This window comes from Pseudomonas sp. TMW 2.1634, from assembly GCF_001703595.1.
Classification (GTDB): domain Bacteria; phylum Pseudomonadota; class Gammaproteobacteria; order Pseudomonadales; family Pseudomonadaceae; genus Aquipseudomonas; species Aquipseudomonas fragi.
In genome coordinates this window covers 3,298,219-3,313,486 of the sequence record NZ_CP016849.1, presented here as the reverse complement: position 1 = coordinate 3,313,486, position 15,268 = coordinate 3,298,219, and the positions used below count along the sequence as shown (strand labels likewise).

Below are 15,268 nucleotides of genomic sequence, written 5' to 3'. Positions count from 1 at the left end.
CTTAAAGGAACGCGGGGGGCGCGCGCGAGCGCGCGCCGGGGAAGACCGGTTGCCGGGCGTGGCCCAGGCGGGGGTTGGCGGCCAGGTAACTGTTGAGTTTAGGCGCGCCGTAAAGGGTCAGGTTCGGGGTGCCGGGCAGCGCCGGGCAACTGAACAGTAGGGTGCAGTAGCCGCACTTTTCCCAGATGGCATGATGGTCGCTGGCGGGTTGTTCATGACCCGCGTGCGCCGGCATGTCCATGCCCATCTCCATCGACATGGGCATTGGCATTGGCATGGAGGCGTGATGGTTCATCGGCATCGCCTGGGAAATCAGCGGGCCGATAAAGATCATCAACATGGCAAACAGGCTCAGCCAACTGCCGCGAATGTGCGACATGGAGTGCCTGGCGCGTGGTGCGCGCACGGGGTTCAGCAACCTTGGCCGTTAGTGGGCGTGCATGTGTTCCATGCTGTCTTCAGGTGCGTGCTTCTGCACATTGACCTCAACCGGCACGGCGCCGGCTTTTTCAAAATGCAGGGTCAGCGGGAATTGCTTGCCGTCCTGCAGCAGGCTGCGGTCCTTGAGGCCGAACATCATCACGTGGTACGCCATCGGCGCAAAGGTGACGGTGTCACCGGGTGGCACTTCGACGTTGGCCACGGGCAGCATCTTCATCAAGTCGCCTTCCATGATGTGCTGGTGCAACTCGGCCTTATCGGCAATCGGCGTGTCGACACTGACCAGGCGATCGGCCGTGTTGCCGGTGTTGTGAATGATGAAATACGCGGCCACGGTGGGCGCATTGGGCGGCAGTTCCTGGGACCACGGGTGGGCGATTTCGAGGTCGCCGCTTTTGTATTCGTGGGCGTTGGCAAAACAGGCAGGCAGCAACACAGCCGCCGCAATCACGACGTGCTTGAACAGGGAAAGGTTCAACATGGCAATTCTCCGGAACGATTCAAAACGCAAAGGGGTTGCGAGGAAGAATCAGACCAGGGGCGATGCGCGGGGGTTGAGGCTGGGCCATTGCTGGCGCGGGGTGGGGCGCTTGAGGTGATCGGGGACCAGGCTGTGGCCGCGCTCGATGGCTGCAAAATAAAGCGCGGGAACATGCGCGGGCAGCGCCACCAGCGGCGCGGCGCCCGAGCAGCACCAGCAATGCTGCATGTTTGAGTGATCGTCTTGCTGGCCGTCGGCGGGCTCGAACTTGCCCAGCGATACGGCGACCATCTTGGTGCCGGTGGAGGAGCAGAAGCTGCTCCACATGAATTGCTCGGTTGCGCCCTGGTCTGCGGATTGGGTCGCCCCGGCCATCGACATGGCGAGCATGTTGAATAGCACTGCAAAGCAGGCGATCCAGGCAAATGCAAACCGTTGTCGGGTCATGACGAATTCCGTGAGTGGAGCGATCAAGGGGCTATTTAGCCTGAATGCTCGGCGTAAGTAAAAAGTGCGGGTGTGGCGAAGTGTCGCTACAGCGAAGCACAGCTCAGTGCGCAGGCACCGCGTGCACTTCGATTTGCACTCCCAGATTACTCCGGATGGCTGCAAAAATAGCTGCCAGGTTATCCATGCTCGGATTGCCACTGACTGAAAGCATACGGTGCAGGCTCTTGCTGGGTTTGTCTGTTTCCTTGGACAAACCCTCAAACCCGACGGTGGCATTCACCAGATCGCGAAGGATGACGCGTGCCATCTCTGGCTCTCCATTAAGAAAGAGAGTCGCCGCTTCATCGAGCAGAGCTTGAGCAAATGCGGGATCGCGTTCGGCTCGCTCAGCAATTGTTTGCTTGAAACTTCGTGTGAGAGCCATAGGAACTACCTCGTGTGTTGCGTTGCGTTTTGCCGACGTTTGTACTCGGCAATAAGCCTTTTCGCTTGTTTGATATCGTGCTTCTGGCTGGATTTGTCGCCGCCGCCAAACAGGATGATCAAGCGTTTGCCCTCCTGTAACAAATAGATTCTATAACCCGGGCCCCAATCGATGCGGTATTCCCCCAAGCCATCAAACCACTTTATGTTTGAGGTGTTGCCCATCTCCATACGCATGATTGCCGTGGATACCTTGGCTGCTGCCTGGGCATCCAATGACGAAAACCAGCGCTCGAAAGGGCTGGTTTGGTCTTGGCCGCAATATTCTTCTACGTTGATCGTCATGCGAACGAAGGTAACTAATAGGTTACCATATCGTAAAGCTGCTAAAAGTTACAGCGCATGAATTGCCTGCGATGGCCTCACCGGGTTTTATCAGCAAGACCGCGCTGTTCGCATCGCAGGCAAGCCAGCTCCCACAGGTTGGGCGCTTTCACAACAAATAACGTTCCTGCGCCAACGCTTCCAGTACGTCACTGGTCGTCAAAAACTCCCGATCCACCTGCGCCAGCGTCGGCCGCTTGAGGATCAATACCGGCACCCCGCGTTCACGGGCCACTTCAAGCTTGGGTTCGGTGGCGCTGCTGCCGCTGTTTTTGCTGATCAACACATCGATTCGGCGCCGCTCGAACAAGGCGCGCTCCTCGTCGATCAGGAACGGACCGCGTGCGCCGATCACTTCGCAACGTTCATTACCCGGATATGTATCGAGGGCGCGCAGGGTCCAGAACTGCTGTTCGGGGATCTCATGCACATGCTCCAGCGGCTCGCGGCCCAAGGTAAACAGCGGGCGCTTGAAAGGCTTGAGGGCTTGGACCAGTTCGCTCCAGCACGCCACTTCGCGCCAGTCATCATCCGGTTGCGCAACCCACGCGGGGCGGCGCAGGGCCCAGCACGGAATATTGCTGGCCGCCGCGGCGAGGGCAGCGTTCTGGCTGATTTGCGCAGCGTAGGGGTGGGTGGCGTCCAGCAGCAAATCGATACCCTCGTCGCGAATGTATCGAGCCAGACCTTCAGCACCGCCATAACCGCCCACCCGTACCTCGCAGGTCAGGTCCGTCGGCACGCGGCCCACCCCGGCCAGGCTGTAGACATGCTGCGGGCCCAGGGTGCGGGCGATGGCCAGCGCTTCGGTGACGCCGCCCAACAACAAGATACGCTTCATGCAAAGGCTCCGGCGTGGCCGACAATCCCGCCCTGGCGGTCGATGGCAAACACCTCAACCTGGACCTGGGCGGGCACCACGCTGCGGGCAAAGTCCAGCGCGTGCTGGCACACCACATCGCCCAGCGCGACACCCGCCGCACTGGCCATCGCCAGCGCCTGCTGGCTGGTGTTGGCCTGGCGAATGGCCTCCTGCAACTGGCTGTCGGCGCCGATGGCGGCGGCCCATTCGGCCAGTTGCGGCAGGTCGATGCTGGAGTGGCGACTGTGCAAGTCCATATGGCCTGCGGCCAGTTTGCTGATCTTGCCGAAGCCGCCACAAATGCTCAATTTATCCACAGGCACTTTGCGCAGGTGCTTGAGCACTGCGCCGACAAAGTCGCCCATTTCGATCAGGGCGATTTCCGGCAGGTTGTAGACCCGGCGCATGGTGTCTTCGCTGGCGTTGCCGGTGCAGGCGGCGATATGCAGGTAGCCGTTGGTCTTGGCCACGTCGATGCCCTGGTGAATCGAGGCGATATAGGCCGCGCAGGAGAACGGCCGCACGATGCCGCTGGTGCCCAGGATCGACAGCCCGCCGAGGATCCCCAGGCGCGGGTTCATGGTTTTCAGGGCCAGGGCTTCGCCGTCCTGCACATTGACGGTCACTTCAAAGCCGCCGCCGTAACCCAGTTCGGTTGCCAGTTGCTGCAAGTGGTCAGTGATCATCTTGCGCGGCACCGGGTTGATTGCTGGTTCGCCCACGTTCAGCACCAGCCCCGGGCGGGTCACGGTGCCGACGCCTTGCCCGGCGACAAAGCCAATGCCCGGCTCGGCCCGCAGGCGTACTCGGGAGTAGAGGAGCGCACCGTGGGTCACGTCGGGGTCGTCGCCGGCGTCCTTGATCGTGCCCGCTTCGGCACCGTCTTGCCACAGGCGGCAGAACTCCAGGCGCATCTGCACCTGCTTGCCCTTGGGCAAGGTGATGTGCACCGCGTCATGGCTGACGCCGCCCAGCAGCAGGCGCGCAGCCGCCAGGCTGGTGGCGGTGGCGCAGCTGCCGGTGGTCAGGCCGCTGCGCAGGGGGGCGGGTTGTTCGGCAGTTTCGTCACGCATCGAGGGGCTTGGTCACGTCCAGTAGGGTAATGGGCAACGCCTGGCGCCAGGTGTCGAATTCCCCCAGGGGTTGGGCCTGGGCGATATGGATGCGGGTCAGCTCGCCGCCGTGGCGTTCGCGCCAGCTCATCAGCAGCATTTCGCTTTGCAGGGTGACGGCATTGGCCACCAGCCGCCCGCCGGGCTTGAGCTGTTGCCAGCAGGTGTCGAGTACGCCTTCGCGGGTGACGCCGCCGCCGATAAAAATCGCGTCCGGGCGCTCCAGCCCGGCAAGGGCTTGTGGCGCCTTGCCGCGAATCAGTTGCAGGCCGGGCACGCCCAGGGCATCGCGGTTGCGTTCGATCAGTTGCTGGCGCCCTTCATCGGCTTCAATCGCCAATGTGCGGCAACTGGGCCAAGTGCGCATCCACTCGATGCCGATCGAGCCGCTGCCCGCGCCCACGTCCCACAGCAACTGCCCGGGCAGCGGGGCGAGGCGGGCGAGGGTGACGGCGCGCACATCGCGTTTGGTCAGTTGACCGTCATGTTCGAAGGCGCTGTCGGGCAAGCCCCCGACACGTGACAACGGCCGGGCGCTGGCGTCGGCCAGGCAATCGATGGCTACCAGGTTCAGGGCTGCGACGGGAGGCTCGTTCCAGTCGCTGGCGCTAGTGTCGATGCGGCGCTCGGCCGGGCCGCCCAGATGCTCCAGTACCGTCATGCGGCTGGGAGCAAAACCGCGCTCACACAACAGGCGGGCGATGCTGGTCGGGCTGCTGGCGTCATTGCTCAGCACCAGCAGGCGCACGCCGCTGTGCAGGTGGGCATTGAGCGCCGCGACGGGGCGAGCCACCACCGACAGCGTGATGACATCCTGCAGGGGCCAGCCCATGCGCGCCGCAGCCAGGGAAAAGGACGAAGGCGCTGGCAGCACGTTCATCTCATCTCGCGCTACCACCCGCGCCAGGCTGGCGCCGACGCCGAACAACATGGGGTCGCCGCTGGCCAGTACACAGGTTGGCGTGTTGCGCAGGGCCAGCACCGGGGCCAGCGAAAACGGGCTGGGCCAGGTCTGGCGCTCGGCGCGGATGCAGGCGGGCAGCAGATCGAGCTGGCGCTGGCTGCCAATCACCCGGCTCGCGCCTAACAAGGCGCGGCGCGCATTCTTGCCCAGCCCGGCAAAGCCGTCCTCACCGATTCCCACAACTGTTAGCCAGGGCGACATGCCGATCCTCTTGATAAACGCCGGGTTGTTCCCCCGCTGCCGGGCGAACGCCCTGCGGAGACAGGCGAGCATGATAACGCGCCTTGCCCTGCACCAGAGTTGATCTTTACGGGTGGTAGCCGGGTAGTGCCTGTGGACGCAAGATCCAGGGCAACCAGATCCGCGAGTACCTCAGCCCGCAGGTGGTGTTCAATCAGGCACAGGCGCGCTCACCCGCTTCGGCTATTTCAAGCTCGGGCCGGCACATCGGTTTGATCCGCCGTTTGGACCTGCATATCTATGTAGTGCCTTGGCGGCGCGGGCTTGGGATAGCGTGTCGGGCATTGTTCGGGGTCCCGGAGGGATGACGCATGAAAGCCAGTGATAGTGCATTTTATTCAGAGCTCGCCCTGCGCGAGGTGTTTACCGCCTGCCTGGCGCGCGCCGGGCAAGCGGGGGACGTTGGCGAGGTTGAAGCCAGGGGCCTGCGGGCAATTCTGCTGGGCCTGCCGTCGCCGGTGCAGGCCTGCCAGCTGTTTCTGGCGCGCAATGGCAGCCGTCTGGTGCTGTGGGCGGGGGCCTTGCTGTGCAGGGCCGACGGCCCCGACCTGTTCCTGTTCAGGCTGCCGGGCAGCCTTGAGCGCTTTGCCAGCCTGGACGCCTTGCGCCAGGGCCTCGAACAGTTGCTGGATTCCCCGGCCGAGTGCCACCGGCTGCTGCGATTTACCCCGCTGGATGTGCGCCAACGCCTGAGCGCAGGCGGCCCGCTGCTGGTTCAGGTGCAGCCAGTGGCTTCTGCGGCCCTGGCCGGGGTCAGCCAGCAAGTCAGCGATTTTGTGCAGCGCTGTCAGGAAACGACCCTGGCCAGCCTGGTGTCGGCACCCTCGTTGCACGCGGTTGTCGAGGCCCGGGAGTTTGCCGCACTGGCGCGTAAAACGGCCGGGCAAGCGCCTGCCCCTGACGACTTGCAGATGATGGAACAGATACCGCAGCGTATGCAGGCCGCATTGCAGCAATGGTGGCACACGCCCCTGGGGCCTGGCCCCAGCCCCTATGCCTGCTGCGTGGCGCTGCAAGGCGACCGTTATTACCAGCAGTGCCTGCAGGCCCTGTACGACAGGCAGGTCACCCCGGTGCAGTTCGATCTGCTGGAAAGCGTGGTTTCCGCTGTCGGGGGTGGTGGGCAGATGCATGTCGTACGCCTGTCGGTATTTGACCCAAACAACGGCGCGGTCAACCTGGCGGGGTTGCTGGGGGTGTTTTTTGTGCAAGAGGACGGGCCGGTATTTCTGTTTGGCGGGCCGCACGGGCTGCAGCAATATTCATCGCGGTCACGGCTCAAGGCGCGGCTGCTTTCGGCCTTGCGGGCACCGCCGACGTTTGAGCATCTGGCCCGGCATGTGGCGCTGGCGCAACAGGGGTTTCTGCTCGACAGGGTCGAGCTGGACCTGAGCGTCGAGCACCTGTCCTCTGATCCTTTTGCGGCCAGTATCGACTCAATCCTGAGCAAGCAAGGTGATGATTTCGCCTATCTGTTGCGCACGTTGCCGGCCCGGGGGGTAGCCCTGGCGGCAGCGGATCATGGGCTGGATGTGCGCCTGCTGGTGGACGGGCGTTTGCTGGCGCTCGACAGCGGCGGACGCTGGAGCAGCCGCTACGAACCCCACGCCCGGCCCCCAGCAGCTCCGGGGCCGGTCAATAGCTGGCCGATCGACAGGCTGGCGGCGCGGTTGGCGAGTGTCGCAGCCCAGCGTGACGAGCTGTTGCGGGCGTGGCCTGCGCCGTTGTCGTATGCGCGCTTGCGCCTGCTCGAAGCGCTGGCCCGGGCCGGCCATGAGGCGCTGGATATCGAGCGCCTCCTGCTGCGCCACCCCGGTGCCCGGGAGCCGGTCACGCTGGTCGCGGGGCTGCTGCAGCATGCTACCGGGTACCTGCCGCTGCCGCGTGATCCCCAGCAGATCGAAGCGGGCCTGTACGGCCATGGGAGCGGTGACTGGAAACCACAGAGATCGCTGTCGGGAACCAAGCTGCTCAACCTGCTGGAGCACGCGGCGTCGGATTTCTTTCCGGGGTTTGTTGCCTATCTCAGCGAGTTTTTCCATGCTTCGCTGGCCCTGTCGCGGCCCGATACCCGGATCGACAGGCTGGGCACCTTGAGGCTTGCGCTGCTGCGTGCCCAGTTGCACTTGAGGCAACAGGGTCATCCGCTTGAGGCGACGGACATGGCGGTGCTCACCACCGTGCTCGGGCAGCCGGTCAGCGCCCGACGACCTGCCTGGCAACATTTTATACCCGACGTGTTCGGTGTTGCGCTGTCGATTCCCGGGGTCCAGGGGGCGGTGGATATGGTCAATTGCCTGCTGTTTACCCAGCGCGGCGGGCTGGAGTCGGTAAACGCCGGCCGCGCCATCTTCTGGCGCCCCGGCTCAGGTTTTGAAGGTTTCGCCTCGCTGGACGCATGCCGGGCCTGGTTGCAAGCGCGCCTGATGGACAAGGCACTGCGCTGGGAACTGTTGGCCCACGTCAGCCTGGCTGCGCAGCCACAGACGAACGCCTGGCTGGACAGCATGCCCGGAGAGCAAGACCGATGGCTGTTTTTTGAGCGCTATGAGCACGATTTTACCCGCGAGACCCAGCAGCGAGTGATTGCTAAAGTGCTGGCCGACGCCGGTGAGGTTTGTCGTCAGGCCCGGGCCATACCCTTGTCGGCGCAGGCGTTTGAGAACCTGGTGCAGAGTGCGCTGGTTCAGGGCCGCGCTGGAGTGACGCCGGAGCCTGTGCTTGAAACGGTTCACCTGCAACGGTTCGAGGCTTCGTTGGCGCCCTGGCTGAAAAGCGCCCCGGCCGCCGACCAACTGGCCTACGCCGACCTGCTGCAACGCTATCAACATGCCGGGCAGGCAGCGCAGAACTACCTGCATGATATCCCGCCCATCATCGATTATGCCCGCAGCCTGCTGACGTTGCGTCTGGAGCTCGACTTCCCGGGCCTGGTGCCTGGCCCGGACGCCATTGAGGTGGTGATCGATACCTACCTGGCCTCGACGGTACCGGTGGGCAATACACCCTCATATTTACCGGCGGCAACCACCCGCACAGTCCAGACCCTGACGCAGTTTTCGCTCAATGGTTTCTATCGGCTCAATGACGGCGCCCTCTCGCTGCGGGCCAGCAACGCGACCCCGTTGCCCGAGGCCCTCAACGCCACCTATGTGCGCCACGTCACGCGCCAGCTGGATATCGGCGCGCATTACCGGGCCTTGTTGCAGGACAAGCTGACGCCCGGTAACACGGGGGTTGCCGAGCGCCAACAGCAGTTTGCCGAACTGTTATCGGTTCAGGTCATGGAGCAGGTGTTGCGCGAAAAACTGATGGAGCCGGGCAAGGAGGTGGCCTGTGGTTATGTGAACCATGTGATCAGCATGCCCGATGGTGCGGCCCGGCTGCCATTGAACGGGCAGGCCATCATTGTCCGCCCGTTTGAGCTGCTGGCCGAACCGGATGCCGCCCCCGATCGTGCCCGGGGCCTGTATCTCATTGGCCCGGCGCACTCCGGCAGTGGGCCGCAGGTGCTGTGGGTCAGCTACAGCGAGCACTGTACGTTCAGGGCCTATAGCGATGAGCCCGCCTTGCTCGAAGACCTGCGCGCCTCGATACCGTTTCAGGCCCTGGTGCTGCAGCGCCTTGAGCCCGAGGCACGCAAAACCTATAACTACGGTGGTTTTACCGAGCCCCATGTGCCCCGTTATGTCGATGCTTCGCCAGGTGGCTATGTGCCCAGGCCCGCTCCCCCAACCCTGGGCTTGTCGCCGATTGCGGGCAATCTGTTCGAGCAGTTGTACACCGACAACTACCACCTGTTGCTCGATATGGCCGCTGCACAGTCCAGGACTACGGCCGAGGCCGACTGGGAGTCGTTCAAATACCTGTTCTCGCTGATTGCGTCGACGGCGCTGATGTTCCTGCCTGCCAGGTTGAGCATCCCGATGGTGGTTTGGCAGTCGTTGGGCAGCCTGCAACAGGGGGTTGAGTCTGCGCTAAAGGGCGATTGGGGGGAGGCCGTGGCCGGCTTTGCGTTGTCTCTGGCGCAGATCGGAGCCGGTTATCGCGCGCCGCGCCTCGAGCCTGCAGCCCTGCGCCAGCCTGAGTTCCAGTCCCCGGTGCGGCTTACACCTGAGCAGGAGGCCGGCCTGCAACCCTTTCAAGTCCATGATGTGGCCTTGCTGGACCTGGAACTGGCCCCTTCGACCCGGCTGTACCACCACCCCGGCACGGGCCGGCAGTATGTACTGCTGGCCGGGCATGTATTTCGGGTGCAGGCATGGCGTGAGCGCTGGCGGATTTATCTCGGCGAGCAGCGTGAAGGCCCGTTGGTCAGGCTCAATGAGTACGGGCACTGGGCTATCGACCTCAAGGAGCCGCTGCTGGGGGGCGGCCCGGTGCTGTCGGTCACGGCGCGGGTGGCCGACCGCTTGACCCATGAAATCCAGGCCGTGGGCATGGTGAACATCGAGCGACGTTTTCCCGACAAGGCGCTGGCCATTCGTGAGGCCCATGCACGCGCCGTGACCTACCTGCAGCGCTGCCAGAGTGCCCTGCATGGGCTGCTTGAGCCCGGCCCTGAAAATACCCGCAACCGGGCGCTCATAGCCGGGTTCTTTGATGTGCAGGAGGTCAGCCAGCCCTTGCTCGAGCGTTTGGGCGAAACAGTCGAGCCACTGCTGACCCGGCTCCTGCATCCCGACCTGTCACCTCAGACCTCGGGCAAGTATGTGGTGTGTCGTGCCCGCTACAGGGACAAGGCCGTTGCCTGGATACACCGCTGGGACACGGACAAGCGTGTGTACCTGAATGACGGTTTTTTCAGCACGATCTTTGACACGCCCTATGCCTTGAGCCAGTCGTTTGTGAAAACCTTGCAGCCACCGTTCAGGACCAACGTGCATTATCGGGCAACGTTTCTGTTGCACGAGCTGACCCATCAGGTGCTGAGCACCGAAGACATCAACTACCTGAACCCCGGTTTCCCCTATGAGGACCTGCTGGATGACAGCACCCCGCTGGGCAGCGATATCAAGGCATTCAACCGGATTGTCCAGAGATGCCACTCACCGCAAATACCGACAGAGCACCTGTTCCAGGTGTTCGGCCCTGAAGATCAAACCTGGGCGGATATGCCCGCCAACCCCGGCAAGGCAAAAGTCAAAGCCATTGCCGGTGTAAAGACCCTGGACCAGGCGCGGCTGATCTTCAGGAATGATCCGCGTAAACGCATTGATATGATGCTGGCCAATGCCGATACCGTGGTGTTGTTGCTCACCCGACTGGGCCGGCTTGAGCCTGAACTGCCTCAGGAGAGGGCTAACGAGTAGTCATTCCGTCCGGCAGGCTTTTCATGCGCTCGTCCAAAGCAGGCATAATGCGCCACCTGCAATAGCGAATTGCCTGCCCTGGATAACCCCTTGACCTTGCCAGCTGAACTTTCTGTCACGACGCCTGTGCGCCCTTCGGCTTGCCCGGGGTTACTGCGTATCGTCCAGGCGATGGATGGCGGGATCTGCCGGGTCAAGCTGGACGGTGGCTCGATAACGGCCCTGCAGGCGCGTGCGGTGGCCGATGTGGCTCAACGCTATGCCAGTGGCGTGATCGAAGCGACCAACCGTGGCAACCTGCAGATCCGTGGTGTCGGGCCACAGCACCGGGCGCTGATTGAACCGTTGCTGGCGGCCGGGCTCGGGCCTGCCACGGCGGCCAGTGACGATGTGCGCAACGTGATGCTCAGCCCGAGTGCCGGCATCGACCCGCAGATGCATATCGATACCTGGCCGCTTGCCCGGCAGATACTGGCCAGCCTGCAAAGCACACCGCGGTTCGCCGAGCTGTCGGCCAAGTTCGCCGTGCAACTGGACGGCGGCGAGGCCCTGGCCATGCTGGAGCATCCGCACGACCTGTGGTTGTCGGCGTTCCGGCGCGATGGCCAGACGCTGCTGGCCTTTGGCCTGGCCGGGTGCCCCGCGCACGATCCGGCACTGGCTGCCGTGCCTGCCGAACACGGGCATGAACTGGTGATGGCGGTGCTGATGCAGTTTCTGGATCTGGCCCGGCCCGAGCACATCCGTATGCGCCATCTGCTGCAAGAAGTCAGCGCAGCGTCGTTTGTCGGGCAGCTGGCGCAGCGGTTCAGCGTGCCACTGCTGCCTGTTCGCGACTGGCAACGGGGTGCTGCATCGGCGTCCATGCACCTGGGCATCTGGCCGCAGCATGCCTCTGGCCGGGTTTATGTCGGCGGCGCACCGCCGCTGGGGCGGCTGGATGCAACGATGCTCGCGGGGTTGGCCGGGCTGGCCGAGCGCTTCGGCGACGGCACTCTGCGTTTCACTGCATGGCAGAGCGTATTGCTGCCCAACGTCGCGACGGCTCAGGCCAGCGCGTTGATGGGCGACTTGATGGCGCTCGGCTTGATCTGCGATGCAGGCAGCCCGCTCGCGCACCTGGTCGCCTGCACCGGCTCCAGTGCCTGTGCCAAAGGCCTGGCGGACACCAAGCAGGATGCTCGCCAGTTGGCTTCGTTGCTGCCAAAACCCATGACTATTCACCTGACCGGCTGCCAGCGTTCCTGCGCGGCAGCCCACGTTGCGCCGGTCACTTTGCTGGCCGTGGCGCCCGGTCACTACGACCTCTATTTACGCAGCCCTGAACATGCCGGTTTCGGTGTTCTGCGCGAGCGCAATCTTACAATTGAAGCGGCGAGTGCCTGGTTTGAGGCCCGCCAATGGAGCAACACCGATGATTGATTACATCCGCGATGGTCAAGAGATCTATCGCAATTCCTTCGCCATTATTCGTGCCGAGGCCAACCTCGAGAGCATCCCGGCGGACCTGGAAAAACTCGCGGTGCGGGTGATCCACGCCTGCGGCATGGTCGATGCCATCGAAGACCTGCGCTTTTCGCCGGGTGCCGGCAAGGCCGGGCGCGACGCTCTGGCCGCAGGTGCGGCGATTTTGTGCGATGCGCGCATGGTGTCCGAAGGCGTGACCCGTACCCGTTTGCCGGCCAACAACCCAGTGATCTGTACCCTGCGTGAAGAAGGCGTGCCCGAACTGGCGCTGGAGAAGGGCAACACCCGTTCGGCGGTGGCCCTTGAGCATTGGCGCCCGTATCTGGAAGGCAGTGTGGTGGTGATCGGCAACGCGCCTACCGCGTTGTTCTATCTGCTGGAAATGATCGATGCTGGCGCGCCAAAACCGGCGTTGATCCTGGGCTTCCCGGTAGGCTTTGTCGGCGCTGCCGAATCCAAGGCCATGCTCGCGGCAGACAGCCGTGGCGTGCCGTTTGTGATCATGCAAGGCCGCCGTGGCGGTAGCGCGATGGCGGCTGCGGCCGTTAACGCCCTGGCCACGGAGATCGAATAATGGCCCAGCCAGGACGTTTGATCGGTCTGGGCGTAGGCCCCGGCGACCCCGAGCTGATCACGGTTAAAGCCCTGCGCCTGCTGCGCGAATCGCCGGTGGTGGCGTATTTCGTGGCCAAGGGCAAGAAGGGCAATGCGTTCGACATCATCGAAGCCCATCTGCAAGAGGCGCAAACCCAGATGCCGCTGGTGTACCCGGTGACCACCGAGGTGTTGCCAGAACCCTTGTCGTACGAGCAGGTGATCAGTGATTTCTACGATCAGGCTGCCGTTGAAGTGGCCGTGCATCTGGACGCCGGTCGTGATGTGGCGGTGATTTGCGAAGGCGATCCGTTCTTCTACGGCTCCTATATGTACCTGCACGACCGTCTGGCCGAGCGTTTTGAAGCGCAAGTGGTACCGGGTGTGTGCTCGATGCTGGGTGGCGCTTCGGTGCTGGGCGTGCCGTTGGTGTATCGCAACCAGAGCCTGTCGGTGCTCTCGGGTGTGCTGCCCCACGAAGAACTCAAATCGCGGCTGGCGGTTGCCGATGCCGCGGTGATCATGAAGCTGGGGCGCAACTTTCATAAAGTGCGCGAAGTGCTGGGCGAGCTGGGCCTGGCCGAGCGGGCGTTGTATGTCGAGCGCGCCACCATGAGCAATCAGAAGATCGTGCCGCTTAATGAAGTGGAGCCGATGTCGTCACCGTATTTCTCGTTGATTATCGTCCCTGGCGAACGGTGGCAGGGTTGAGTCGCCCGGCACCGGCCATTGTCATTCTGGGCAATGGCAGCCTCGACACCGCACGCCGCATCCAGCAGTTGCTACCCGGCGCTGCGGTTTTTGGTCTGGCGGGGCGGGTTGACGGGGCGGATCGCAGTTACAGCGATTTCGGCGACACTGTGCGTCAGCTTTATCAGCAGGACACGCCGATTATTGCGCTGTGCGCCGCGGGTATTGTGATCCGCACCCTGGCGCCGTTGTTGCTGGAAAAAGGCGCCGAGCCGCCGGTACTGGCGGTTGCCGAAGACGCCAGCGCGGTGGTGCCGTTGCTGGGCGGGCTGGGCGGGGTGAATGATCTGGCGCGGGGCATTGCAGCGGGTCTGGGGGTTGCCCCGGCGATCACCACCAGCGGCGAACTGCGCTTTGGTACATGCCTGCTGAACCCGCCTGCGGGCTATGCCCTGGGCGATCTGGATCTGGGCAAGCGCTTTGTTTCGGACCTGCTGGCGGGCGAGTCAGTGCGTATCGAAGGCGATGCGCCGTGGCTGGCGCGGGCGCAGTTGCCCGAATATGCACAGGCGCGTCTGGCGATTCATGTGGGCAACGCCGAGCGTGCGCCTGCCGCTGACGAGTTATTGATTTATCCGCGCAATGTACTGGCGCAGGTGTGTGCCGAGGTTTCGCCACAGACGATCCTCGAAGCATTGCAGCAGGCTGGGCTGGCTCGCCAGTCCCTGGCTTGCGTGGTTGCGCCCGATACCTTGATGGCCAGTGCGCCGTTGCGTGAAACGGCCCTTGAACTGGCGGTGCCGCTGCGGTTTGTCGGCGGCGATGACGCCCTGCTGCCCGTAGCCTGGCGTGAGCCGGGCAATGGCGTGGCGCTGGGCGTGGCCCCCGCGCCATTGGTGCCTGGGCAGATTGGCCGGGCCCGTGGTCGTCTGGCCGTGATCGGCCTGGGCCCCGGTGCTGCCGAGCTGATGGTGCCTGCGGTCAAGGCCGAGCTGGCACGGGCCAATGATGTGCTGGGTTACGAAACCTATGTGCGCATGGCCGGCCCGTTCCGCGACGATCAGGTGATGCATTGCACCGATAACCGCGAAGAGATGCAGCGCGCCCGTCATGCCTTCGAGCTGGCGGCGCAAGGTCGCTCGGTGGTGGTGGTGTCTTCGGGGGACCCTGGCGTCTTTGCCATGGCTGCCGCCGTGCTGGAAGCGTTGCATGAGTCTGAAGACCCGCAGTGGCACAGTGTCGATCTGGAAATCCTGCCGGGTGTGTCGGCCTCGCTGGCAACGGCCGCGCAGGCCGGGGCGCCGCTGGGGCATGACTTCTGCGTGATGTCGCTGTCGGACAACCTCAAGCCGTGGAGCATCATTGAAAAACGGCTGGACCTGGCTTGCGAGGCGGATCTGGCGCTGGCGTTCTACAACCCGATTTCCCGCTCACGGCCGTGGCAACTGGGCGTTGCGCTGGATATCGTCAGGCGTCATCGCACGCCGCAAACGCCGGTGGTGCTGGGGCGTGATATCGGGCGCCCGGGCCAGACCCTGCGCACCCTGACCCTGGGTGATTTGACCCCGGAGCAGGTGGATATGCGCACGATGGTGCTGGTGGGGTCGTCGACCACATGCACCTTCCCGCGTATCGACGGGACTCAATGGGTGTACACGCCGCGCTGGTATGGCGAAAAGCCTTGAGCCCTGTCTGTTGGGGGAGCTGGCTTGCCAGCTGCTGATTTCAGGGAGTACACATGGCCTGTGGGAGCAGGCTTGCCTGCGATGGCTTCGCCGCAGTCAGGCAGGCAAACCGCATTGCCTGTATCGCGAGCAAGCCCGCTCCCACACAGGCCAGCTCCCACAC

The 15,268-nt window shown here is 63.6% G+C and carries 13 protein-coding genes; 5 read left to right on the top strand and 8 right to left on the bottom strand.

Annotated features, from left to right (window positions below):
• Position 1: 1 nt before the first annotated feature.
• The 8 genes from BFC21_RS15705 to cbiE all read right to left on the bottom strand — a co-directional run bounded on the left by BFC21_RS15705 (position 2) and on the right by cbiE (position 5,318).
• On the bottom strand, positions 2 to 379 hold the full coding sequence (locus BFC21_RS15705) for a DUF2946 domain-containing protein (protein ID WP_120266342.1): 378 nt from the start codon (positions 377 to 379) through the stop codon (positions 2 to 4).
• A 48-nt stretch (positions 380 to 427) separates the two neighbouring features.
• Positions 428 to 922: a copper chaperone PCu(A)C gene (locus BFC21_RS15700; RefSeq protein WP_088378304.1), complete on the bottom strand. Its 495-nt coding sequence runs from the start codon at positions 920 to 922 to the stop codon at positions 428 to 430.
• Positions 923 to 970: 48 nt separating this feature from the next.
• Positions 971 to 1,369: a DUF2946 domain-containing protein gene (locus tag BFC21_RS15695; protein WP_120266341.1), complete on the bottom strand. Its 399-nt coding sequence runs from the start codon at positions 1,367 to 1,369 to the stop codon at positions 971 to 973.
• A 103-nt stretch (positions 1,370 to 1,472) separates the two neighbouring features.
• Positions 1,473 to 1,796, bottom strand: coding sequence for a DNA-binding protein (locus BFC21_RS15690; protein ID WP_120266340.1), 324 nt, complete (start codon positions 1,794 to 1,796; stop codon positions 1,473 to 1,475).
• Between the two features lie 5 nt (positions 1,797 to 1,801).
• Positions 1,802 to 2,140, bottom strand: a complete 339-nt coding sequence (locus tag BFC21_RS15685) for a type II toxin-antitoxin system RelE/ParE family toxin (protein ID WP_120266339.1) — start codon at positions 2,138 to 2,140, stop codon at positions 1,802 to 1,804.
• A gap of 148 nt (positions 2,141 to 2,288) precedes the next feature.
• A complete protein-coding gene (locus tag BFC21_RS15680) occupies positions 2,289 to 3,020 on the bottom strand; it encodes a cobalt-precorrin-6A reductase (RefSeq protein ID WP_120266338.1) in 732 nt (243 codons plus the stop codon).
• On the bottom strand, positions 3,017 to 4,114 hold the full coding sequence (locus BFC21_RS15675; RefSeq protein WP_120266337.1) for a cobalt-precorrin-5B (C(1))-methyltransferase: 1,098 nt from the start codon (positions 4,112 to 4,114) through the stop codon (positions 3,017 to 3,019). Before BFC21_RS15675 ends, BFC21_RS15680 begins: the two co-directional genes overlap by 4 nt.
• Positions 4,107 to 5,318 (bottom strand): precorrin-6y C5,15-methyltransferase (decarboxylating) subunit CbiE, encoded by a 1,212-nt coding sequence (cbiE, locus tag BFC21_RS15670; protein WP_120266336.1) that lies wholly within the window; start codon positions 5,316 to 5,318, stop codon positions 4,107 to 4,109. The genes BFC21_RS15675 and cbiE overlap by 8 nt, the downstream gene beginning before the upstream one ends.
• A gap of 350 nt (positions 5,319 to 5,668) precedes the next feature.
• On the opposite strand from cbiE, the gene BFC21_RS15665 reads away from it, so the two are divergent.
• The 5 genes from BFC21_RS15665 (at position 5,669) to cobJ (ending at position 15,105) form a co-directional block, all read left to right on the top strand.
• Positions 5,669 to 10,669: a dermonecrotic toxin domain-containing protein gene (locus tag BFC21_RS15665; RefSeq protein WP_120266335.1), complete on the top strand. Its 5,001-nt coding sequence runs from the start codon at positions 5,669 to 5,671 to the stop codon at positions 10,667 to 10,669.
• A gap of 90 nt (positions 10,670 to 10,759) precedes the next feature.
• Positions 10,760 to 12,091 carry a precorrin-3B synthase gene (cobG, locus tag BFC21_RS15660; RefSeq protein ID WP_232462668.1) on the top strand — a complete coding sequence of 444 codons (1,332 nt, stop codon included), beginning with the start codon at positions 10,760 to 10,762 and terminating at the stop codon, positions 12,089 to 12,091.
• The gene (locus BFC21_RS15655; protein WP_088378299.1) at positions 12,084 to 12,710 is read left to right on the top strand and encodes a precorrin-8X methylmutase; all 627 of its coding nucleotides are present in this window, start codon (positions 12,084 to 12,086) and stop codon (positions 12,708 to 12,710) included. The genes cobG and BFC21_RS15655 overlap by 8 nt, the downstream gene beginning before the upstream one ends.
• The gene (locus BFC21_RS15650; RefSeq protein WP_088378298.1) at positions 12,710 to 13,441 is read left to right on the top strand and encodes a precorrin-2 C(20)-methyltransferase; all 732 of its coding nucleotides are present in this window, start codon (positions 12,710 to 12,712) and stop codon (positions 13,439 to 13,441) included. The genes BFC21_RS15655 and BFC21_RS15650 overlap by 1 nt, the downstream gene beginning before the upstream one ends.
• The gene (gene cobJ, locus BFC21_RS15645; RefSeq protein ID WP_088378297.1) at positions 13,438 to 15,105 is read left to right on the top strand and encodes a precorrin-3B C(17)-methyltransferase; all 1,668 of its coding nucleotides are present in this window, start codon (positions 13,438 to 13,440) and stop codon (positions 15,103 to 15,105) included. The genes BFC21_RS15650 and cobJ overlap by 4 nt, the downstream gene beginning before the upstream one ends.
• The last annotated feature ends 163 nt before the right edge of the window (positions 15,106 to 15,268 follow it).